Here is a 22,359-nt window from a genome sequence, read left to right as displayed (position 1 = left end):
CGGTTTGCAATCTCCGTCATGGTAACCGGGCCAGTTATGGACCAAGCGGTGAGAAAAAAGCCGCACAGGAGTGCGGCGCTCCACAGGCGAGGAAGAAAACCGGTTTTGACCGCATAACCCGCCACCATTGGAAGCCCCGGGGCCCGTAGGGTGTGTTCTACGCACCGGAACCGAAGCGTAACGATCCTTGGAACGCCTCCCAAAAACCAGGGCCGTTGGGTGTTCAATGATGGTGGACGGAGTTCACACGATGGGTGTGACGGTTGGCGACCACGGTTACGATGATCCGGCTTGCCATTGAAACGAAGGCAAATTGATAAAAGCGAAGGACGGATTGGTTGAATAAAAAAGAGAAAGCCCTGAAAGCCCGGTTGGAAGAGCTCCACGATCGCTGGAACCGGCGCGAATACGTAAGCCCTGACCCCCTGGAGACCCTTTACGATTACGAGGACCCCCTGGACCGCGAGGTGGTGGGCATGGTGGCCTCGGGCCTGGCCTACGGGCGCGTGGCCCAGATTCTCATCAGCGTGCGAAGGGTTTTGGAGCTGATGGGGCCGTCTCCCCGGAACTGGCTCCTTTCCCGGGAGCCTGCCGAGATCGAGGCGGCCTTAAAGGGCTTTGTCCATCGCTTTACCAAAGACACCCATATGGCGGCGCTTCTCGTGGGCATCCGGGAAGCGCTCCTCACCCACGGCTCCCTGAAGGCGTGTTTCCTTTCCGGGTACGACGCCCGGGACAAGACCCTCCTGCCCGCCCTGTCTGCCTATGCAAAAACAATCAAAGGGAACCGGGACCTTCCCGGCCACCTCCTCTCCGACCCCGACGGCAAGAGCGCCTGCAAAAAGGCGAACCTTTTCCTTCGCTGGATGGTCCGCTGCGATGAGGTGGACCCCGGGGGCTGGCACGATGCTCTCCCTTCCGCCAAGCTCATCATTCCCATCGACACCCACATGCATAAAATCTCCCTGGCCCTGGGGCTCACCGCCCGCAAAGCCGCCGACCTCAAAACCGCTGTTGAAGTGACAACCCGTCTCGGCCGCCTTTGCCCCGAGGATCCCACTCGGTACGATTTTGCCCTGACCCGTTTTGGGATTCGCGGCGAGCTGGAGCTGAGCGACTTGTTACGGTAGGTCTCCTTATCGCAAGGTAGGGGAAAAAGAGCCTCCGGCGGCCAAGGGCTGAGCCCTTGTAACCCAGGTTCGGGAATGCTCCTGGCCTTCGTGCCTCAGGCCCTTCACATTCCCTGAAGGGCTTCGCCCGTTTCCATGTGTCGCCATCCAACCCATGGCACGATGCTTTCGAGGCGGCTCACCTTGCCGGCGGAGCTTGTTCGGTGACATCCTGTAGGGTGTGCTTGCGCACCATGTGGTCGAAAAATCGATATCTTTTATCATATCTATACGGCGTGGAGCTTACCCGTGTATGGGGTTCTATGACCGTTGCGAGCCTTCGACGGTGCGCAAGCGCACCCTACCTCACAGCCCCTACTCCGTGGGCAAGGTGTCATACCCACACAAGCTGAATCGTTCCATTGAGCCCCCGATCATTTGCGAACCCGTCCGGTTTCCGGGTCGAAGAGGTGGGCATGGTCCGGGGCCAGGTCAAAGCGTACGGGGCTGCCGGGGCTGATTCCCTCACCTGCGATGCCTGTGAGGGTGTCTGCGCCGCAGCGGGCGTGGGCATAGCGGACCAGTCCCACCATCTCTTCGTCGACGCACAGGCCCGGAGCCTCTTTTGGCTCCGGGGCCGCTGTCACCCGGACATGTTCGGGGCGGATGCCCAGGACCACCCGGTCCCCGTCCACGGGGCTGGACAGGGGGACGCGGAGGGGGCCGTTGTTCTGGATGAAGAGGCTCGCATTTCCATGGGCCTGGATGCGCCCGGGGATGCGGTTCATGGGGGGCCAGCCCATGAAGGTGGCGGCAAAGAGGGTCTCGGGGTGGTCGTAGAGCGTTTTGGGCGGGGCCACCTGGACGATGCGGCCCCGGTCCATGAGGACGATGCGATCCCCCATGGCCAGGGCGTCTCCCTGATCGTGGGTCACCATGATCACGGTGAGGTTCAGGGCCTTCTGGATCTTGCGGATCTGGATTCTCAGGTGCATGCGCAGGTTCTGGTCCAGGTTGGAAAAGGGCTCGTCCAGCAGGAAGACCTTGGGGCGCTGCATGATGGCGCGCCCCAAGGCCACGCGCTGGCGCTGGCCTCCGGAGAGGGTTTCAGGTTTGCGGCCCAGGATGTCGGCGTCCAGTTTGAGGATCTCGCAGGCCTCGGTGAATCGCCTGCGGATCTCTTCTTTGGGCGTTTTTTTGACCGACAGGGCGTAGGTGAGGTTTTGCCGGGCCGTCATGTGGGGGTAGAGGGCGTAGTTCTGGAACACCATGGCCACGGGGCGCTTGTGGGCAGGAAGGGCTTTCAGGTCGGACCCGTTGAGGAGGAGGTCCCCTGAACTGGGGGCGTCAAGGCCTGCGATCATGCGCAGCAGGGTGGTTTTTCCGCACCCGGAAGGGCCCAAAAGGACGATCATCTCCCCTTGGGAGACGGTCAGGGAGAATCGGTCCACGGCCGTGACCGGTTTTTTCTTTTTGGGGGCAAAGACTTTGGTGACGTCGTTGAAAACCAGTGTGTCCATGGGGCTAAATCCGATGCTCCGTAAGTTCTGAGAGTTGATAGCGGTCGATGACAAAGGTCTGGGCCAGCAACAGAAAACCCAGGGAGGGCAGGGTGAGGACCACGCTGCCTGCCATGAGCAGGGGCCACTGGGTGGAGTGAAGGGTCTGGAAGGCCTTGAGCCCCACGGTGGCGGTCTGCATGGAAAGGGTGGAGGTCACCAGAAGGGGCCAGGTGAAGCTCTGCCAGGAGGAGAGAAAGGCGATGAAGGCCACGGTGACGAGGGTGGGCGTCACCAGGGGCAGCACCATGTCCCGGAAAGCCGGTAGTGGAGCCTCAGCCCCAGGCAGAGGCTGTGTCCTCAGGACTGTTGGGAACCCGTTTGATGGCCGTGATGAGCAGGAAGGTGGCGGTAATGGAGACGCTGGCCGGGACAACAAGGGTAAAAAAGGAGTCCAGGCCCAGGAGCCGTCCCACGGACATCCCATGGCCCCCTGCGGGCACAACGCGGTGGGCGGTCCAAAAATCGGTGCAGGGAAGGATGTCGGGCAGCCGGAGCATCATGAAAAACCGGGGGATCAGGACCACGGAAAAGGGGACGAGCCAGGAGAGGAAGAGCAGTCGACGGACGCGCTCACGTCCTTTCCAGTTTAAGATGCCCAGGCCGAAGCCGGCAAGGGCGGCAAGGCCTGTCTCCAGAAGGGCGCTTGCAGACGCTGTCAAGGCGCTGTTGGCAAGGTAGCGGCCAAAGGGAATCAGGGAAAAAATCTCTCGGTAGTTTTGCCAGCGCCACGTTTTGGGAAAGAGCATGGCGAGGCCCGAGGCCCCGTCGAACACCTCAGCATTGGACTTCAGGGAGGTGGCAACCATCCACACAAAGGGGGTGATGAACACGAGAATCAGGCCAAGGCCCCCCAACAGGGCTCCAAGCCTTCGGGGAATCGATGGTGCGTGGGCGTCAGTCACGGCGCTCTCCTTTCCATTTCAGGACCAGAAGGGGGGATATCATGAGGAACATCAGGATCCCCACGGTCGCTCCGTAGCCCATTTTCTGCCATTGAAAGGCGTTTTCGTAGAGAAGGTAGGACAAGGTGGTGGTGGATCGCAGCGGGCCGCCGCCGGTCATGATAAAGGCGATCTCAAAGCCGCCCTGGATAGCGCCGATAAACCCCAGGCAGAGGTTGAATCCCACCAGGGACTTCATCCAGGGCCAGTAAATGTCCCGAATGCGGCGTGTCACGGGCAGTCCGTCCAGCCTTGCCATGTCGTGAAGCTGATCCGGGATCTGCCGGAATCCGGCCAGGAAAAAAAGCATCTGAAACCCTCCGACGCTCTCCCAGAGCAGCACCACCATCACCGCCGCCTTGGCCCAGCCCGGGTCGTCCAGCCACAGGGGTGCCGATACGCCCACAAGGCCCAGCAACCGATTCAACAGCCCCATGTCCGCAAAAAAGATGGAGCGCCACATGATGTACAGGGCCACCGGGCTCACCAGGGTGGGCAAAAAGACCACCAGGCGCAGCAGGCGGTGCCACGGGGTTGTCCCGCGCAAAAAAAGGGCCAAGGCAAAGCTGCCCGCCACCTGGAGGGGCACCGCCATGGAGAGGATCAAGGTGTTGGCTGCGGCCTGGAGAAAGAGGGGATCGGGCGAGCCGCCGGTCAGGCCCAGCAGGGTGCGGTAGTTTTCAAGGCCCACAAAGCTCGGCGGGGAGGTCAGGGACCACCTGAAAAGGGAGAGCACGGCGCAGGCCGCCCCGGGGATGAGGACGAGGAAAAAGACCCCGGTGAGCAGGGGGGCCACAAAGACAAGACCGCGGCGATCAGTCACGGGCCACCTCCACGGCTCCGGCCTCAAGGGCCGAGGCCATCATATCCGCCGCCTCTTGGGCATCGGCCACGCCCAGTCTGTGGGCTTCCAGGGCCTGCTTGAAGATCTCTTTGACCAGGCCTTCGTTGAGCAGGGGGCTGTGCTCCGGGCACCGGGCCTTTTGGGCCTGGTCTTTTAATACGGAAAGGGATGGGGGAACAGGGATCTCCTTGCGGGCGGGCAGGTAGATCCGGTGGGCAAGGTGTCGCTTTTGGGCCGCTTTACCCCCCAAGGCGGCCACGAAATGCCTGGCGAGTTCGGGGTGGCTGGATCGCCCGGAGACCCCGAAGGAGTTGCCTCCCATCACCGTGACATCATTGATCGGACCGCAGGGGAGCATCCTCACCTGCCAGGGCACCCGGTCCTGGGCTTCAAAATCGCCTATTTTCCAACTCCCGGACCAGTAGAACAGGGCGCGCCCCTGGAGGAAAAGGCTTCCCAGCACCCCCTGGCTTGCACCGGAAGAGGGCAGGTTGAGGCGGTCCGACGGCTTTGGAATGACCCCGGGAAGGCGTCGCCAGTTCGCCATGGCGGCCAGGGTCTCCCGGGCGATGTCCCGGTCCAGCACCGAGGTCCCTTCCTCGGAAAAGAACCGCCCGCCCCGCTGCCAGTACCAGGTGGTGAACCAGACGGACTCGTTTTGGATGTCCAGGCTGAACACGGGTTTTCCCGTGTCCGTCACCGCCGGGGACAGGGTTCGGATCAGGGCCAGGAGGTCCCCCCAGGTCCGCACAGCCATGGCTTTGTCCTTGGGCACAAGGTCGGGGTTGAAATAGAGCACATAGGGGTAGGCCACCTGGGGAAGGGCCATGAGCTCGTCGGTGTGGCCTTTGAAGCAGTAATCCTGAAGGGCGTCGTAGTAGGGCCAGGCACGTCGGGATGGCCCGGACAGGGGAAGCAAAAGCCCGTTTTCCGCAAAGGCCTGGAAGGTGTCGGCGGAGAAAAAGGTGATGACATCCGGGGCATCTCCGTAGAGGCATTTTAGGAAAAACTGCCTGGCATCGCCCATGGGCATGATCTCCACGCGGACCCCCGGGTGCTGCTTTTCAAACCATCGGGCCGCGTCAACCCGGGATGGGTGGCTGTTGGTGGCCCAGACCAGGGTGACGGTTCCGTCCGGGGCCGGGCGGCATCCTGCCAAAAGGGCCAGCAGGCACAGCAGCATGAGTACTTTTTTAATGGGCATGGCCCGGCTCCTTGGAATTGGTCAGGTCACGGTGATCCGTGGAAAACGTTGCAACGATTCAGCCCAATCGACCACAGATTGGCAGAGTCACTTTTACAGTTCGCTTTGTGAGATCTTGTAGGGTGTGCTTGCGCACCATCTGTTCGAAAAACCAAATCTTTTGCCGCGTCTATACAGTTTGGCGGGCATCTTAATAGGGGGCATGACCGTTGTAATTCTTCGGTGGTGCGCAAGCGCACCCTACCTTTGCTTTGCCAGTGCTCCGTGGAAAACGTTGCAACGATTCAGCCCAATCGACCACAGATTGGCAGAGTCACGTTTACAGTTCGTTTTGTGACATCCTGTAGGGTGTGCTTGCGCACCATCTGTTCGAAAAACCAACGTCTTTTACCGCGTCTATACTGTTTAGCGGTTATCTTAACAGGGGGCATGACCGTTGTGATTCTTCGGTGGTGCGCAAGCGCACCCTACCTTTGCCTTGCCAGTGTGAAGCGATTTCAACCGTTGCGGCAGAGCCACCGTGCATCATTCCCAGGCGGAGCCTGGGAATGAAAGAGCGTATCCAGTTGCTACGAAGTTTGTGGCTCACCTCGCTTTAAAAATCAGCCCTCAGGCTGACGGTGACGCTCCGGGGCTCTCCGGGGTAGCCGGCGTCTTTGGACGAGAAATCGTCGGCGATGTAGTACTCGTCGAAGAGGTTGTGGACGGCCACCTGGAAGGAGAGGTTCTTCACAGGCACGGTGACGGCGGTGTTTACCGTGATGTAGTCATCCAGGGTGTGGAGGTTGCCGGTGGTGTTGTCCCGCAGGTTGCGTTCGCCCACGTAGTTGGCCGAGACGTTCCAGTTGAAAAAATCCGTGGCCAGGTTGGCGCCGATGCCTGCCATGTGCTCGGGGGACATGCGCACCCGGTTGCCTTCAAAGGAGTTGCCCGAGGTATCGGTGAACTCTTCGTAGCGGGCGTCGTGGTAGGCGTAGTGGCCCCAGGCGCTGACAGCGTCGGTGATGCGGCAGGAGATCTCCGCTTCCACGCCGTCCACCTCGGTGCGGGTGTTGGTAAAGAGAAAATCATCGGTGGAGGTGCGGAAGGAGCGGGGTCCTTTTTTTTCGGTGCGGAAGCAGCTCACCTGGGCAAAGAGTGTGTTGCCCGAGGAGAACTTGACCCCTGCTTCGTAGCTTTTGGTCTCTTCCGGGTCCAGGATCTGGGGAAGGGTTTTGTTGTTTTTGGTGCTGAGCTTGGGAAACTGGGTGCGAAAGCCCTCGGCATAGGTGGCAAAGAAGGCCGTCTGAACCGAGCCCACCCGGAAGGCGTTCCAGGTGGCGCCCACACGGGGGCTGAAGGCCGAGTCGCTCTGGTCGGCTTCCACGTCTTTATTGGAGGTGGTGAGTTCTTCGTGGAAGTGGTCGTAGCGGATACCCGCCATGAGGGAGACATCGCCAATGGCAAGGGTGTCCTGGGCGTAGGCGCTGTAAACGGTCTGCTCAAACTCGCTTTTGACCGTGGTGCCGGTGGGGTTGCCTGTGGCCGGGTTGCCCACATTGGTCAAGGGGGTGTCCCAGTTTGGGGGGCCGTATTTGGGCATGCTGCTCCAGGAGTAGCCGGGGGCGTCCTTGTCCTGGGAGGCGATCTCCACATAGGTGCCCACAAGGAAGGTGTTGTCCACGGTCTCTCCGGTGTGGTCCAGGGTCATGCGCAGGTCGTTGTGAAAGGCCCTCTGCTCGGAATCGCTGACCCACCAGCCCTTGTTGCTCTGGCTTGCCGTCACCGTGGTGCCCCCGGTGGCGTAGCTGTCGAATTGGGTGAAGGTCAAGTCGTTGGTGATCTTCACGTTCTCGGAGAGGGAGAGGGTGGGGGAGATGGTGACGGACTGATACCTTCCGTCGTAGCACGCGCCGTCGATGGCGTGGTTCTCTTCCCGGGTGACTCCGTCCATGGGTTTGCCGTCCACAATGGGGATGGTGGAGCCCCTGTCCGCGTTGACATTGGACAAGAGGGCTTGGACGTCCACGGCAAAGGTGTCCGAGAACTCATGATGGCTTGTGACCATGGCGTTCTGTGCATCTCTTCCGACACCGTCCTGGTAGCCGTTGCTGGTGGTGCCGCCTCCGCTGACCATCACATACCCTTTGTCGGTGGGGCTGAGCACCCGGGTGTCTGCCCCGTAGGTGTCAAAGCTTCCGCCCCGGGCCACCAGGGTGGTGGAGGCTTTGGAGGTATCCTGCGGGACGGTGATGATGTTCAAGGTTCCGGCCACGGCGCCACGGCCCCAGATGGAGGAGGAGGGGCCTTTGGCAAACTCGATGCGTTCCACAATGTTCAAAGGAATCATGGTCAGGTCGGCGGAACCGTTGACCTGGCGGAAGGGGATGCCGTTGATGAGAACGGCCAGGTCCTTGGTGTCCCGGGAGCCCCGGACTTCGATGTGGGGGTAGGCGTTGCCCTGGATCCCCATCTGGAGGCCGGGAACGGTTTTGAGGGCCTGTTCGAGGGTGGTGGCCCCCATGCGGTCGATCTGTTCACGGGTGACCACAGAAACGGTGACGGGTACCTCCATCCGGTCCTCGGCCACCCGCGTGGCCGTGACGACGATTCCTTCCATGGAGGGCGTTTCCGTGGTTTCTGCCGAGGCGGTTGAACCGCCCAGGGCGCAAAGGGCCAGGGCCAGGACTGCACATCTTCGTATTGCGTAATTCACTGTCTCACCTGCTGCATCTCAAGTGGAATTGCTTCCATTGCTTCAACAGGGATTTTTTTTTAACGATACCCGGGCAAGGGCATCCATGGCCGCGGCACGTGCATGCCGGGTGGCAGGCAAGGGTCCCGGTGGCTCATGGGCAGGTCCGGATACAAAAAATCCCCAGCTTCCATACAAAAGCCAGGGACTGCACCCGTTCAAACTTGATCCCCGGGTCGCCCCGCCAGAGGGGGCTCTCCCACGTTTTTCGTCGCTCGCAAGAAACATGGGTATGTCACATCACAGACAGGTCTTCTGACTTCCGGATCGATCTACTCAACGCGCCTTCCCGGCAAAGCCAGTGACATGAACACGCACCAGGGGTGTCGTGCCTGCGTTTTTCGTCCCCGATTACAGCGGCGGGACCGTGACGGATTTACACCGTCTTCCCTATTAAGTCCGATTAAGGACATCTGTGAGAATGAGGTTTGCTATCACTCATTTTCCGCTTTTGTCAACAACAAGTTGCACCTTCTCGGTAAGAAATTAATGTCGGGTTTCCTGTGCCCTCGGTACCTTGTGACGTAACTTTTGACTTTAAAGGTATGAATAGCCATGGGGCCTTTCACCCCGCGTCTCTTACGGCGTGATCCGTTTCATAGGGAAATAGCGGGGGAACGGTAGATACTCTTGCGCGTGGGTGTTCGGCATGGTTTCAGGCCGGGTGCCCCCGGGCTGGGACATCGAAACATAAGGCAAAAGAAATTAAGGAATCGATTATGGATGAGAAGGTGACGGTTTACAGGTACGTGGGTGAAAAAGGCGAGAGCACAACCATCGAGGCTTTTTTCAAGGGAGACAAGCTGGTGGTACAGGGCTGCGACACAGGCCCTTCGGCAACCGGGGCGTTGGGGGACTGGGACTACGAGTACTGGCTCTATGCGGACAAGACCATCTGCCCCGGCAACATTCTGGAGATTTTAAAAAGTGGCTTCCGGGGGTTTACGGCCATCAAGCGGTGGTTTGACGAGCAGCAGATTGACTACGACGTTGTCTCCTATGCCTGAGTTTCCAAAGCATGCTTTTTGGGTGCCATATACGTCACGTTGCAGACATAGGACCACATATGACCCCGTGTGACACCGCATGCGATCCTTTGTGTGCGGCTGCCGGACGTAACTTCCTCAAAACGGGGGTGATGTGATGTTCGGCACGGAACTTGATTTCCAAATAAGACCGGCACAGCCCCTTTGCAAGGCGAAGGGCCGGAAACCAAGACGCAACCAAACGGCACACAGGAGGAAGCAATGGACGCAGGCAAGGCAATATCCGGGAAAAGGTATCACAGCTGGGATGAGGTTTTTCAGGCATCAAGGCCCATGGCATTCAGGGCATTGAACACAGGGACGATTACCTCCCCCCTGGCACCTTACACCCAGGCGGAGAGTATCCCGGCGGGTGTGGACACATCGAAGACCGTCTCCCACGCGGTGATGGTGTTTTACTTTCATCACCCGGAGAAGGGCGATATCCTCATCGACAGCGGGTTTGACAGGTCGTTTTACGAAAATCCCCCCTTTGGGAATTTGTCGCCCTTTGTCATCGATTTTCTCGAGGGCAACAGGGCACGCTACACCCAGCAAAAAGATGAGGACTTAGAGTCCCGGCTTCGAAAAAACAACATCCATCCTACCCACCTCTTTTTGACTCACATGCACCCGGACCATACCGCCGGGATACCGGCCCTGTCTCCCTGGTGCAATATATGCTATGGAAAGAAGGAGAATTCGGCGCACTACCGCCTGATGACGGGGAGCCACCTGAAAGGAAAGGGGGATATCTCTCTTATTGATACCGATTCAGCTCCGGCGATTCCTCCGTTTGATCATGCGGTGGACCTGTTCGGGGACGGCTCCTTCTGGGCGCTGTCCACACCGGGCCACACAACGGACCATCTTGCCTACCTGATCAATGCGGAACCGTTCCCCATCCTTGTCGTGGGGGATGCGGAACTCTCGGCCTGGGGCATGACCCAGGGGGTGTTCATGAACTCCGATGGCGGGAAAGAAGGGCAGCAGGCCGTTCGGGAATCGGCAAATGCGATTCGCGGGTTTCATCGGATGTACCCCCACGTGACCGTGTGGTTTTCCCATGATGAAAAGCCCCTCGCCCCATGAGCGCCCAGACCTATTACCCTGCAAAGACAGTAAGGAAGAATCATGGAAACAACAGCCCTCAGCCCCTGGGATACCGATTACAAAGGCACCGAACCGTCCCCTGTCTACGAGCCGCTCTGGCACATGCTCCAGCAGTTTCTGGGTGACTTTCCGGCGACATCGGTGCTGGATTTCGGATGCGGAGACGGCAACTATGCCTACCTCATGGCCGAAGAGGGGCTTCGGGTGACAGGGGTTGATATCTCGCTACGGGCCGTAGAAAAAGCCGTGGCCCTGGGCAACGCGCGGACGAACGGACGATGCCGATTCATGAGGCACGATTCCATTCCCGAGGACGTGCCCGACGGCTCCTTTGACGTGGTGGTGATGCTCAATGTCCTTCATTGCTTAACGTTAAAAGAACGGGTAGACTTACTCGTCAAGGCAAAGAGGGTGTTGAAACAGGGCGGGGTACTCTTCGCCAGCGTGCTGGACGTGGAGGACGAATCCTACCCGAGGCACGAATGGACGGAAATCGAGCCACATACCTTTGACGACGGCACCGGTAAACTCTTTCATTTTTATTCGCGGGAAGAACTGGCCGAAGAGTTGAAAGGGTTTTCCATTTCCGAGTGCGACATGCTTCGGAACATCCATCCTGATGTGGGAAGGCAAAGCGCCTTGTTTGTGGTGACTGCAACGAACAAGGGGTAAGGGCACGCATTCTGTGCCGTTTTTCAATTGGGACTTGCTTCACACTGAAAAATATACAGATTCCATGGGAATACTTGCTGACGGTGGCGTTGAGGTACTCTCAACGCCAAGGGCGGGCTGAGACAATTCTGACAAACAGGCTTGTACCTTTCGGGTGAAGGGAGACGTGCCATGCGTGTGTCGGCGGGAAAATCCAGGGCAGCGGAGGAGCGTACGGCAACGGTTACGGTTGCCGGGGTGCCACATCGACCACATGCCGGGCCCCCCCTGTACGGCGGTCCGAACATCGCCTTGCAGCGGGCCCGTGCGTGGTGGAATTCTCTGTGGAGAGACTGGCGCGGCAGGGCACCCATGCTTCCGTACAGGCCGGGCTGAGGGTGAGTGCCCCCGGCGACGCGTGTGAAGGGGAAGCCCACCGCATCGCAGACGAGGTGGCGTGCAAGGCCTGCGAGGGCAGCACAGAGCCTTCCGTGGCCATCACCGGGCGGCCTGCCCCTGGCACCCCCTGGCTTTTTCGGGGGAAAGGCACCGAAGCGGTCACCCCCATTCCCCACGGCGGCGGAAAACCCCTGCCCGGAAAAACCAGGGCGCGTTTCGAATCCTCCCTGGGCCGGGATTTATCCCGTGTCCGGGTCCACACCGACCACAAGGCCGCCATGTCTGCGGATCGCCTCAATGCCGAGGCATATACTTTTGGCAATGATATTGTCTTTGCAAGGCAGCGATACGCCCCCGAGTCACCTTCGGGCCGCCACCTGCTCGCCCACGAACTCGTCCATGTGGCCCAGCAGCAGAGGGCCCCTGCACATCCCCTGGTGGTCCAGGCGCCTCCTCGCCCAGAATTTCGCGGGAACACCCCCAGACCTGTCGCGGCAGCATTCATGTTCGGGCAGGGGAGATCTCCATGCCCAATATCTCTTTTTTTCATCTCTATGTGGTGTTCACCGACGCCGACCGGTTAGGGATCCCCTGGGCCATCCGGGGCGGCCCGGCAGGCGGGGGCCGGGGGTACGGCAACATCGTGACCAATTGCGGCGCCTACCGGCCGGGGTTCATCGATTACGACACCCGCTCTCCTTCGGTGACGGTTTATCAGGGGAACCAGGCGTGCACCAAGGCCCGGACCATGAAAAGCCATGCCAGGCAGATCAACGGCTGGAACATCCCGTATGCCCCGGACGGACCCAACTGCAACTCGGTTGTGGCCTCCATGCTGAGGAGCGCCGGGCTCCCCATGCGAAAGCCCAACGTGGCGGCCCCGGGATTCGACACGGTGCTGTCCCCCACCGGGCCGATGAGCGCAGGGGGGCTGGGGGACAGGCGGCATCGGGTCTTTCTCCAGGTGAACAGCCTGGACCAGTTCCGCACCCTGGGTTTTGGCTACAGTATCGACACCTTTGAGGTGAGCGGCATCTCCTTTCCCCTGGTGCTGGGTGCCGAATACTCCATCGGAAACCAGGCCCTCCTGGGCAGGCTGGGCCTCGGGGTGGAGCTGCCCCTGCTCAACATTCCCACAACGCCCCTTGCGCCGACCCACCTGCGGCTGTCCGGCGGGTTCCAGGGCGGGAGTCAGCGTTCGGAAGAGGGGAGCGAACGGCGCATGGATACCCTTGTGGGCGGGTATTTCCAGGCCCAGTTCGGCCTGGACATCAGCCGGTTCCGGATCAGTCCGTTTTACAGATTCAGCGCCCTGCGCAACATCAGCGACAGGACCACCACCAAGGCCCATGTGGGCGGTATAAATCTGGGGTTTACCTTTTAACGCAATGCGCTTCAAGCGCCCTTGGACAGGAGTGTTATGAACCGATTTCACAACGGGAGACGCCTGATGAAATGGCTCAGTCTGCCGGGAATTGTTCTGGTTTGGGCATCCTTTGCCGTGGCTGCACTGCCACCCCAATACCAGAACATGAAGGACCTGGACGTGATGATGGACTATATCAAAAAACATCCCGAAGTCGCGGCCACGGTGACATCCATAGATTTGGAGACATTCACCGTCTATTACGGCCAGGGGTGCAAGGCCGTCTTCGGGCGGAAGGAAACGACAAAACCAAAAGGGTTTGTCGGACCGGCCGCCCCTTTGGAGTTCAAGGAGCAAAGCTGCTCCGAAAGCTAACCCGTCTATTTCACGAGCCGAGTGCACCCGTAATCCGGGTGAGGGGCGTATCAAATTAACCCACAAGGGGGAATGCATGAGCTATATCGATTCGTATGATCATGAGTACATCGGGTCCCTGGGCTATTTACCCATCTACCATCCCCTGGAGGAGATTGAGGGCGATGACTGGGGCGGCTATGATTTCAGCGCGTCCCCTTCGGACCTCATCCTGGGCGGGGGAAGCGGCGAGCACCCGGGCCTTGTGATCCATAAGCTGGAAAGCCCGGCGGCAAAGTTTCTGTACGATCAGCTCACCGAGGAGGAAGAGGAGACCCTGGCCGATGCCGAGCGGTCGTACCTCCTTGAGCTTTGCTACGCAGACGACGTCCTGGAGTTCTGCGACTGGTCCGTGCGGCAGTACGCCAACCTGGCTGCCATGGCAGCTTCGGAGACCTTCGGGGCTCCCCTGGGGGAAGACGAGTCCGTGGAGGACTGGCTGCGCAAATCCATCGGCGAGCTGGTCTATTACTCCCTGACGGAGCTGAACCCCGAGCATGGAAAGCTGACGGAGATGTTCAGCCGCTTCAGCATAGACGCCACCATGCGCAACGTGTTGTGCGTGCCCCCGGGGTACCCCGCCTGCGGCGGCCGGAAGACCACTGACGGGGAGTCCACGTGGGGATATCATCGGTGGGGCGTGGCGCCCTGATCCTTGGTTTTTATAACGATTCAGCTAAAAAAAATCCGGCGGCAAGGTGGGCCACCTTGAAAGCTGGTGACGAAGAAGCAAGGCGTGTTGAATGATAAAAAAAGGTCTGATTGGTGTTCTTTTCCTGGTGTTGTCTGGCGTGGTGTACCTTTTTCTCTGGGGCTTTCTCTTTCCGTGGTCACCGGTGAAACCCGGGTATGCCCACGAGGGGAACACCCGGTGGTCGGTGTATTACCCCGAGGGTACGTCCCTGCCCGATGACTACGGGCATATCGGGGACCTGATGGAGGAAACCGAGGCCTTTCACCATCTGGCATACACCCATCCCGTGAAGGTGATCCTGTGCGCCACACCGGCTCAGTACCACAGGTATTCAACCCAGCGATCCCATCTGTGCACCATGGGCACCGGGACGGTCATCTATGTCAACCCCACGGTGAAGGAGACAAAACGGGATATCCGAAGTTTCCTGAAGCATGAGTTGTCCCATGCCCTTGTTTTCCAGCACATGACCCTGCCCCATGCATTCAAGCTGAAGCGGTGGATCAGGGAAGGCCTTGCCGTGATGATGAATAACCCCCACCATTACTACCAGGGCGATGCGTTTCTCTCCCTGGCCGTGGACAAAGGGTACTTTTTTGATTTCACCGGTGACGACGGGGAAAACCCTTCCCTGATCGGGCATATTCCCGCCGACCGGCGATACCTTTTCGAATACGCCGAGTACCGGTGTTTTGTTGATTACCTGATGACACGCTATGGTTCCGATCGGTTTTTTGCCTTTCTGAACCTGGATATGCGTGCCCCAGAGGCTGAGAATGAAGCGTTCCGGCAGGTCTATCAGGTTGAGTTGTCTGCTGTGTTCCAGCAATTTAAACAAGAGGTGATGGCCAGGCATTGGCCAAAGACAACTGGCCGGGAGTAAGGCCGGTAAAGGCAATGTACGGGAAAGGAGTATGGATGGTTTCGCGGAAATACGGCGCGAGGGTTGTGTATGGTTTGTGTGTGCTGATCTGCCTGTCGATGGCGGGGTGTTCGGTGTCTAAGTCGGGTTTTGATCATGGCAAGTATGAAAAACTCGGATGGATTTGCGTTGATAAAAACTATGCTGCAGGCTTATTCGGGTACCAGCTGATGGTCAGGGAGTCCGACTGTTCGAGGATTGTGAAGAGCGTTGTCGAGGAACAAGGCCTGCCGGATTATCTCTACAACCCCGAACGTTCTACCCTGTACCTGGCATATATCGATGAAGGGATCGTGTATAAGCTTAACACCGGGGATCAGGTGATTGTCTCAAAGGATTATTTCAGGTCTGTGGACGACCTCCCGGATTTTCTCGTGGAGAGATTTGTGGCTGTTGAACTCAAGAACCGAAGCTGAGCCGTCCCATGATGGCACCTTGGGGGCAGCGGGGCTTTCTGATGCGTAGCCCTCGTCTTTTTATGGAGAACTGACAATGGCCGTTGCAAAAGAAGCGGTGCCGGGGTTTCGACACCGGCTCCATGAGATCATCTTCGAAGCCGATACCCGGGCCGGTAAATGGTTTGACGTGGTCCTGATCGTCTCGATCCTGTCCAGCGTTCTGGTGGTGATGCTGGACAGCATTTCGGGTTTCAGCGCCCGTTACGGGTATTACCTTTACGGGTGGGAATGGGCCTTTACCCTGATGTTCACCCTGGAGTACATCCTGCGGCTGGCCGGGCGCGGTGACCCTGCTGATGCAGGCAGCTTTCTGGGGATCGTGGACCTGCTGGCCATCCTGCCCACCTACATCAGCCTGCTGGTTCCCGGCAGTCAGTATCTCATCGTGGTCAGGATCCTGAGGGTGCTGCGCGTGTTCCGGGTGTTCAAGCTGGTGAATTACGTGGGTGAGGCCTCGGTGCTGGTGCGGGCCCTGCAGTCGAGCCGTCGGAAGATTACGATTTTTCTCCTCACCGTGCTGACCCTGATGATCATTTTCGGCTCTCTCATGTACATGATCGAGGGCCCGGAGCACGGGTTTACCAGCATCCCCAGGAGCATCTACTGGGCCATTGTGACCATGACCACCGTGGGCTACGGGGACATCTCCCCCAAGACGAATGCCGGGCAGGCCCTGGCCGCCCTGATCATGGTCATGGGCTATGCCATCATCGCCGTGCCCACGGGTATCGTCACCTCCGAGCTGAGCCTGGCGGGCCAGAAGCGGGTTTCCACCCAGGTGTGCCCGGCCTGCATGGCCGAGGGCCATGACCCCGATGCGGTTTTTTGCCGGGTGTGCTCGGAACGATTGAACCCGGAGACCGGCCGGGACACCTGACCCGGCTGCCATGGTGCCTCAACACTTTCCTCTGGATCCTCAGTAAATCAGTTCTTTAATTTCTAAATTATTTATTTTAGTATCTTCAGTTATCACGTCATTATCTGTGTTTTTCCATGATTTGATTTCTGGAGTGTGTGATGGCACAAGCGCCCAGTTATGAAGAGTTGGAGAAAGAACTTGCCTACCTTAAATTCAGGCTTTGCCAGCTGAACCCCGAGGAGCTTTTTTTTGAGGAGCGCAGTGCGCCCTACGAAACAGAAGAGCCCAAGCTGTGGGAGTGGGTGGCAGGGGAGGACAAAGCGGTGTGCAGCAGCGGCTACTATGCCATGCTGGGATACGCCCCGGATGAGCAGGACCCATCCCCCGGTATCTGGATCGACTATATCCACCCTGAGGACAACCGCGCCATCCGCAGAATCATGGCCCGGGTGCTGACCCAGCGAAGGGGGGCGGTGCAGGTGGCCTTTCGCCTCCGTGCCCGGGGCGGCGCCTACTATTGGACCCTCTGCCGGGGCACCCTTGATGAGAGCCCGGGCAGGCCCCTGCGTCTTTCGGGGCGTGTCTCCAGTATTTCGGGCAAAGAGGACTGGCAAGAGGCCTTTCTTGAGAGTCAGAGGCGCCATCAGACGCTTCTCCAGAACCTTCCCGGGATGGCGTACCGGTGCCGGGAGGTGGCGGCCAACGGCTGGGTCATGGAGTTTGTCAGCGACGGCAGCCTGGAGCTCACCGGCTATTCCCCCTCGGAGCTCATGGGCGACCGGGAGATCTACAACAGCCTTATCCATGAAGATGATCGTCCCCTGGTGTGGGACCAGGTGGAAAAGGCCCTGGGCCGTAAGCGGCGCTATGAGATCGTTTACCGCATCACCACGGCCACCGGCGGAGTCCGGTGGGTTTGGGAACGGGGCACGGGGGTCTTCGGCAACAGCGGCGAGCTGGTCTGTATCGAAGGGTTCACCATGGACGTCACCGCCCAGAAAACCATCGAGCAGGAGCTTCTGCATGAGAACCTGAGGCTCAAATCCCTGGTGACGGGGGAGCCGGGGTTCGGGGAGATCATCGGGAACAGCCCGGCCATGCAGGAGGTCTACGAGCTCATCGCAAACACGGCAGGCTCCCAGGCCAACGTCATCATCTACGGCGAGTCCGGCACCGGCAAGGAGCTGGTGGCCCGGGCGATTCATAACCGCAGCAAACGCAGCAAGGGCCGATTTGTCGCTGGTCGCGGCGCCATCCCGGAGACCCTCCTTGAAAGCGAGTTCTTCGGGTGCAAGAAAGGGGCCTTCACCGGGGCCACGGCAGACCGGCCCGGCTACCTGGAGATGGCCGACGGCGGTACCCTGTTTCTTGACGAGGTCGGTGAGATCAACCTGTCCATGCAGGTGAAGCTGCTCCGGGCCATTGAAGACGGCGGGTTCACCCCCGTGGGGGGCCAGGAGGTGAAACGCCCCGATATCCGCATCATCGCAGCCACCAACCGTGATCTTGAAGAGTTGGTCAAAAAGCAGGCCATGCGCCAGGATTTTTTCTTTCGCATCCACATTGTCCCCATTTACCTTCCCCCGTTGCGAAAGCGTCGAAGTGATATTCCTCTGCTTATCTATCGATTCCTCGAAAAGTTCAGCGACGACAGCCATATCGCCACCATGCCCGAGCATGTGATCCGCTCCATGCAGAATTATCACTGGCCGGGCAACGTGCGTGAGCTGCAGAACATGGTGCAGCGCTACCTTACCCTCAAGCAGGTGGATTTTATTTCCTCCACATGCCCCGAAAGCCCGGTGCCTGAAGATGGGGAGACCCTTGCCGTCTCTGTGGGAACGGAGAGCCTTTCAGAGGCCGTGGCACGGTTCGAAAAGGAGTTTCTCTTAAAGGCCCTGGAACGCCATGGCGGAAATCGGACCCATACGGCAAAGAGTCTGGGGGTGGGGCTCCGCACCCTGCAGCGACGGCTGCGTCAGCATGGAATCTCGCAAGGGGACTGAGGGCGCCAGGTGTGACGCATGCGTCAGAATTGGCGCGCCTGGGCCGTAACCCCTTTCAACACAAACTCTTTTTCAGGCAGTGATCACAACCGCGTCAGTTTTGACGCGGTTTTTTTGTCTGCGTTCAAACGGGTGATGGATTAGAAAAAGCCTTTGTTTACATGGTGTTGAATCGCAAATGCGGCTTCTGGCACGACTCTGGCAATACCCAGAAGGCAGTTTCACCAAACGAGAGACGAAAAAAAGGCCAATTCGATGAAGGGGTTACCCCGGGTGACGCAAGGCCCTTTGTTTTTCGTCCAAGCCGTTTCACGGACACCCGTGAAGCCCATCATACGAGACTGTCTGAGCAACAAAGGAGATGTGACGCATGAACTTTATCGAGAATGTTCAAAACAAACCCATTGCCGTTTTGGGTGCCGGTGGCGTCGGCAAGGCTGTGGCCGGGGACTGCGCCCTGGCCGGGAACACTGTGCGTCTGTGCGACCTTCCCCCCTTTTCCGACCAGACCCTTTTCGGTGTGGAGAAGCAGGGCCTGAAGTTTTACGGCGATCAGCTCAACCTGTACGGGTTTGAACGTTCCGGTCGTGTGTTTTTTGACGGAGTGACAACGGATGTGGCCGAAGCGGTGAAAGGCGCGGGCATCGTCATCCTCACCACCCCGTCCCTCGGGCACCGGGCCTTTTTTGAAAAACTGATCCCCGCCCTTGAAGACGGCATGATCATCCACATCATTCCGGATAACTACGGGTCGCTTCTGCTCCGAAAGATGATGCGTGAAGCCGGGTGCGACAAGAAGGTGATCATCGGCGGATGGTCCAGCTCTCCCTACGGAAGCCGCGTGGACATCAAGGGCGGGGTGGTGCTTCCCAGCATTCGCGCCTACTACCGCGCCATCACCCTTCGGGGGGCGTCCCTGCCCTCCCTGGACCAGGATGTTTTCCTGGAGTCCACCAAGTACATCGGTGCCTTTGATGCCATCACCAACGGGGATGGCGTTGCCGGGGGCGACACCGTCATGGACACCGGTTTTTCCAACGTCAACCCGGTCCTTCACTGCCCCGGCGTGATCCTGGGGGTGGGCGTCATGGAGAACTGGGGCGTTATCTACGGCGAAGAGAAGAACGACTTTTCCATTTATTCCCATGCCTATTGTCCCTCCATTTCCAAGGTTCAGTACGGGCTGTATGAAGAGCAGTGCGCCCTGGCCGAGGCCATGAACGTGGGCATCCAGTTTTTTGAGAAGAAGCAGTTTTTCTCCCGCGAGAACATCCTGGGCTGCGAGTACATGGGCCCCGATTATGAGATCCCCTTTGAAGAGCATGATTACATCCAGTACGGCACGGGGCCGTTCACCGTCCACAACCGCTACATCACCGAAGACATCCCCGTGGGCTGCCATGTCTATCACGAGCTTGGCAAGAAGTTCGGCGTCAAAACCCCCATCGTGGATTCCCTTATCAGCCTGGCCGGTGTCATGACCGAATCGGATTACTACGAAACCGGCTACACCCTGGACTACCTGGGAATCGGCCACATGAGCGGTGACGAGATGCTGGAGTACCTGCACAAGGGCACCTACAAGCCCCTGGAAGCCTAATCGTGAAGAGAGACAGGCCTGGGCCCCCCTTTCCCCGGGGGCCCCAGGCGATTGGGAGGAGAGCATGGGAATTGAGATGAAGCGACAGATCGATGTCACCTTCCTCGGGCCGGAGAAGGTGGCGAAGATTCATGAGGCGAGCCTCACCCTTTTGGAAACGGTGGGCATGCGCGTGGGCGGGGAGCGCGGCATCCGGGTGCTGCGTGACGCCGGGTGCGAGGTGGACGCCGACGGCATGGTAAAGATCCCCAGGGCCCTGGTGGAAGAGGCCCTGGAGACGGTCCCCAAGGAGCTGGTGCTTTATAACCGTTCCGGTGAGAAGGCCATGGTGATCAACGCCGAGAACGCGGTCCATTTCGGTACCCACGCAGATCAGCTGGAGTTTGTGGACCCGGACACCGGCAAGGTGCGCCCCTTTCTCAAGGCCGACACCAAGACCATGTGCACCCTGGCCGACGCCCTGCCCAACATCGATTTTATTCTGTCGGTGGGCATGAGCAAGGACGTGGCCCCGGAGATTCAGACCCAGATCTCTTTTATCGAGACGGTGAAGCACTTCAGCAAGACCATCAACTTTTCCACCAACGACATCGACAGCCTTCAGGAGGTCATCGATATCGCGGCCGTGGTGGCCGGCGGCAAAGAGGCCCTGGCTGAAAAGCCCTTTATCTTTAACTACTGCGAGCCCATTCCGCCCCTCTCGCACCCGGAAGAGAGCACGGAAAAAAAAACTGACTCACCAGGGGCGGTGCCTTGAACCGCATCCCCGGTCTACATGCCGTACTGCATGATGGGGGGCACCGCGCCCATGAGTTTTTCCGGTGCCCTGGTGCAGTGCAACGCCGAAGCACTGGGAGGCCTTGTGGTGCACCAGCGCACATGCCCGGGGGCTCCGTTTATTTACGGTGCCATGCCCTCCATCATGGACATGATCTCATCCATCGGCAGTTACGGCGCGGTGGAGTTCCACCTGATGGTGGCGGCGGCGTCCGAGCTGGTGAGTCACTATGGCCTGCCCTTCTACGGCACGGCAGGGTGCACCGATGCAAAGGGGCTGGACATTCAGGCGGTGTCGGAGGTGACCCAGGAGATCTTCTCCACCCTTCTGTCCAAGGCCAATCTGGTGCACGACGTGGGGGTCTCCGATCATTGCAACAGCGTCAACCCCGAGCTGGTGGTGCTCTGCGATGAGATTATCGAGAACCTCAAGCACTATGTGCGCGGCGTGGATGTGGACGACATTGACGAGATGGTGGAGATCATCACCCGCACCGGTCCCGGTGGGGCCTATCTCACGGAGAAGCACACCATGAAGAACTTCAGGACCATCCACTACCCCAAGTTCTTCAGCCGCAAGATGAAAAACCCGGAGACGTCCGAGGTGAGGGCAAAAATCCGAGAATCCATGCACGCCATCCTTGCCACCCACAAGGTACCTGCCCTTGATGAGGCCGTTTTGGCCGAACTGGACGCATGGACCCGGACACTTGAGGCAAGGCCCAACAGCAACCCGATGTCAGACGCGTCATAGACCCCAGAGGGAGAAAGCACATGAAACGCAAACCCACCCGTTTTGACCTGCAGAAGATGAAGGAGAACCAGGAGAAGGCTGTTCGGGCGCTGCCTACGACTACCCCACCGCTGAGTTTGCCGAACAGTCCGGCGCCGAGATGATCCTCGTGGGAGATTCCCTGGGCATGTGCGTCTACGGCTACGACGGCACCGTGCCCGTGACCATGGACCAGTGCCTCATGCACTGCGAGGCGGTGCGAAGGGCCGCCCCGAACACCTTTATCGTCGGTGACATGCCTTTTTTGAGCTACCAGGTGAGCGTGGAGGACGCCGTGCTCAACGCCGGGCGGTTTTACAAGGAAGCGGCGGTGGACGCCATCAAGCTGGAAGGCGGCAAACGCGTCTGTCCCCAGATCCGCGCCATCTCAGACGGCGGCATGCTGGTCATCGGTCACATCGGGCTCACGCCCCAGAGCTCCGGTCAACTGGGCGGGTTCAAGGCCCAGGGCCGCACCGCCGAGACCGCCATGGCCCTTATCGAAGATGCCTACGCCATCCAGGAGGCCGGGGCCTTTGCCCTTCTGGTGGAGGCCGTACCCCCTGAGGTGATGAAGATTATCACCGAGGGACTGGACATTCCGGTCTACAGCATCGGCGCAGGCATCCACGCCGACGGCCAGCTCATGATCTGCAGCGACGTCCTGGGGATTTTTCAGGCCTTTACCCCCAAGTTTGTCAAGAAGTACGCTGCCCTCGGGGCCGAGATCCGCAAAGCCTTCGAGGCCTACGGCGAGGAGGTGAGGGCGGGGCAGTTTCCGGCCGACGAGCACACCTACAAGATGGTGGAGGGCGAGCTTCCCAAGCTCCTTGACTGCCTTAAAAAATGACCCGTGATGGGATGCCCCCCTCTTTTTTACGTGACGGGATCGTTCCGACAGGGGAGGGG

General features: G+C 59.2%; 20 protein-coding genes, 1 pseudogene and 1 riboswitch. Of the genes and pseudogenes, 15 read left to right on the top strand and 6 right to left on the bottom strand.

Going from position 1 to position 22,359, the window contains the following annotated elements:
• Positions 1-338: 338 nt before the first annotated feature.
• Positions 339-1,130 (top strand): TIGR02757 family protein, encoded by a 792-nt coding sequence (locus ACOYW2_RS20915; protein ID WP_482767848.1) that lies wholly within the window; start codon positions 339-341, stop codon positions 1,128-1,130.
• A gap of 413 nt (positions 1,131-1,543) precedes the next feature.
• On the opposite strand, the gene ACOYW2_RS20910 is transcribed toward ACOYW2_RS20915, so the two are convergent.
• The 6 genes from ACOYW2_RS20910 to ACOYW2_RS20885 all read right to left on the bottom strand — a co-directional run bounded on the left by ACOYW2_RS20910 (position 1,544) and on the right by ACOYW2_RS20885 (position 8,355).
• Entirely contained in the window at positions 1,544-2,629 is a 1,086-nt protein-coding gene (locus ACOYW2_RS20910; RefSeq protein WP_482767847.1) for an ABC transporter ATP-binding protein, read from the bottom strand.
• 4 nt (positions 2,630-2,633) lie between these two features.
• Positions 2,634-2,918, bottom strand: coding sequence for a hypothetical protein (locus ACOYW2_RS20905; protein WP_482767846.1), 285 nt, complete (start codon positions 2,916-2,918; stop codon positions 2,634-2,636).
• A 25-nt stretch (positions 2,919-2,943) separates the two neighbouring features.
• A complete protein-coding gene (locus ACOYW2_RS20900) occupies positions 2,944-3,573 on the bottom strand; it encodes an ABC transporter permease family protein (RefSeq protein ID WP_482767845.1) in 630 nt (209 codons plus the stop codon).
• Complete coding sequence (locus ACOYW2_RS20895) at positions 3,566-4,435, bottom strand: carbohydrate ABC transporter permease (RefSeq protein WP_482767844.1); 870 nt, start codon at positions 4,433-4,435, stop codon at positions 3,566-3,568. Before ACOYW2_RS20895 ends, ACOYW2_RS20900 begins: the two co-directional genes overlap by 8 nt.
• The gene (locus ACOYW2_RS20890; protein WP_482767843.1) at positions 4,428-5,660 is read right to left on the bottom strand and encodes an ABC transporter substrate-binding protein; all 1,233 of its coding nucleotides are present in this window, start codon (positions 5,658-5,660) and stop codon (positions 4,428-4,430) included. Before ACOYW2_RS20890 ends, ACOYW2_RS20895 begins: the two co-directional genes overlap by 8 nt.
• A gap of 595 nt (positions 5,661-6,255) precedes the next feature.
• Positions 6,256-8,355 (bottom strand): TonB-dependent receptor, encoded by a 2,100-nt coding sequence (locus ACOYW2_RS20885; RefSeq protein WP_482767842.1) that lies wholly within the window; start codon positions 8,353-8,355, stop codon positions 6,256-6,258.
• 267 nt (positions 8,356-8,622) lie between these two features.
• Positions 8,623-8,826: riboswitch (cobalamin riboswitch) on the bottom strand.
• A 287-nt stretch (positions 8,827-9,113) separates the two neighbouring features.
• Between ACOYW2_RS20885 and ACOYW2_RS20880 the strand changes: the two genes are divergently transcribed.
• From ACOYW2_RS20880 to panB, 14 genes and pseudogenes are all read left to right on the top strand, one after another.
• Positions 9,114-9,401 carry a hypothetical protein gene (locus tag ACOYW2_RS20880; RefSeq protein ID WP_482767841.1) on the top strand — a complete coding sequence of 96 codons (288 nt, stop codon included), beginning with the start codon at positions 9,114-9,116 and terminating at the stop codon, positions 9,399-9,401.
• Positions 9,402-9,641: 240 nt separating this feature from the next.
• On the top strand, positions 9,642-10,511 hold the full coding sequence (locus ACOYW2_RS20875) for an MBL fold metallo-hydrolase (protein WP_482767840.1): 870 nt from the start codon (positions 9,642-9,644) through the stop codon (positions 10,509-10,511).
• A gap of 42 nt (positions 10,512-10,553) precedes the next feature.
• The gene (locus ACOYW2_RS20870; RefSeq protein WP_482767839.1) at positions 10,554-11,204 is read left to right on the top strand and encodes a class I SAM-dependent methyltransferase; all 651 of its coding nucleotides are present in this window, start codon (positions 10,554-10,556) and stop codon (positions 11,202-11,204) included.
• Positions 11,205-11,527: 323 nt separating this feature from the next.
• Complete coding sequence (locus ACOYW2_RS20865) at positions 11,528-12,166, top strand: eCIS core domain-containing protein (RefSeq protein WP_482767838.1); 639 nt, start codon at positions 11,528-11,530, stop codon at positions 12,164-12,166.
• Positions 12,109-12,966: a hypothetical protein gene (locus tag ACOYW2_RS20860; RefSeq protein ID WP_482767837.1), complete on the top strand. Its 858-nt coding sequence runs from the start codon at positions 12,109-12,111 to the stop codon at positions 12,964-12,966. The genes ACOYW2_RS20865 and ACOYW2_RS20860 overlap by 58 nt, the downstream gene beginning before the upstream one ends.
• Before the next feature lie 66 nt (positions 12,967-13,032).
• Positions 13,033-13,323: a ssr3402 family protein gene (locus ACOYW2_RS20855; protein WP_482767836.1), complete on the top strand. Its 291-nt coding sequence runs from the start codon at positions 13,033-13,035 to the stop codon at positions 13,321-13,323.
• A 76-nt stretch (positions 13,324-13,399) separates the two neighbouring features.
• The gene (locus ACOYW2_RS20850; RefSeq protein ID WP_482767835.1) at positions 13,400-14,014 is read left to right on the top strand and encodes a hypothetical protein; all 615 of its coding nucleotides are present in this window, start codon (positions 13,400-13,402) and stop codon (positions 14,012-14,014) included.
• 91 nt (positions 14,015-14,105) lie between these two features.
• On the top strand, positions 14,106-14,939 hold the full coding sequence (locus ACOYW2_RS20845; protein WP_482767834.1) for a hypothetical protein: 834 nt from the start codon (positions 14,106-14,108) through the stop codon (positions 14,937-14,939).
• Positions 14,912-15,394 (top strand): hypothetical protein, encoded by a 483-nt coding sequence (locus tag ACOYW2_RS20840; RefSeq protein WP_482767833.1) that lies wholly within the window; start codon positions 14,912-14,914, stop codon positions 15,392-15,394. Before ACOYW2_RS20845 ends, ACOYW2_RS20840 begins: the two co-directional genes overlap by 28 nt.
• Before the next feature lie 76 nt (positions 15,395-15,470).
• The gene (locus ACOYW2_RS20835) at positions 15,471-16,313 is read left to right on the top strand and encodes an ion transporter (RefSeq protein ID WP_482419848.1); all 843 of its coding nucleotides are present in this window, start codon (positions 15,471-15,473) and stop codon (positions 16,311-16,313) included.
• Positions 16,314-16,453: 140 nt separating this feature from the next.
• Positions 16,454-18,301: a sigma 54-interacting transcriptional regulator gene (locus ACOYW2_RS20830; protein WP_482767832.1), complete on the top strand. Its 1,848-nt coding sequence runs from the start codon at positions 16,454-16,456 to the stop codon at positions 18,299-18,301.
• A 370-nt stretch (positions 18,302-18,671) separates the two neighbouring features.
• The gene (locus tag ACOYW2_RS20825; RefSeq protein WP_482419846.1) at positions 18,672-19,901 is read left to right on the top strand and encodes an NAD/NADP octopine/nopaline dehydrogenase family protein; all 1,230 of its coding nucleotides are present in this window, start codon (positions 18,672-18,674) and stop codon (positions 19,899-19,901) included.
• 64 nt (positions 19,902-19,965) lie between these two features.
• Positions 19,966-21,432: pseudogene (locus ACOYW2_RS20820) on the top strand (trimethylamine methyltransferase family protein).
• 139 nt (positions 21,433-21,571) lie between these two features.
• Positions 21,572-22,300, top strand: a complete 729-nt coding sequence (gene panB, locus ACOYW2_RS20815; RefSeq protein WP_482767831.1) for a 3-methyl-2-oxobutanoate hydroxymethyltransferase — start codon at positions 21,572-21,574, stop codon at positions 22,298-22,300.
• Positions 22,301-22,359: the final 59 nt, after the last annotated feature.

The sequence above is a fragment of the Desulfoluna sp. CLI2B genome (genome assembly GCF_056847375.1).
The sequence above is the reverse complement of the archived record's forward strand: the minus strand, read 5'-3'. Positions and strand labels throughout refer to the sequence as shown.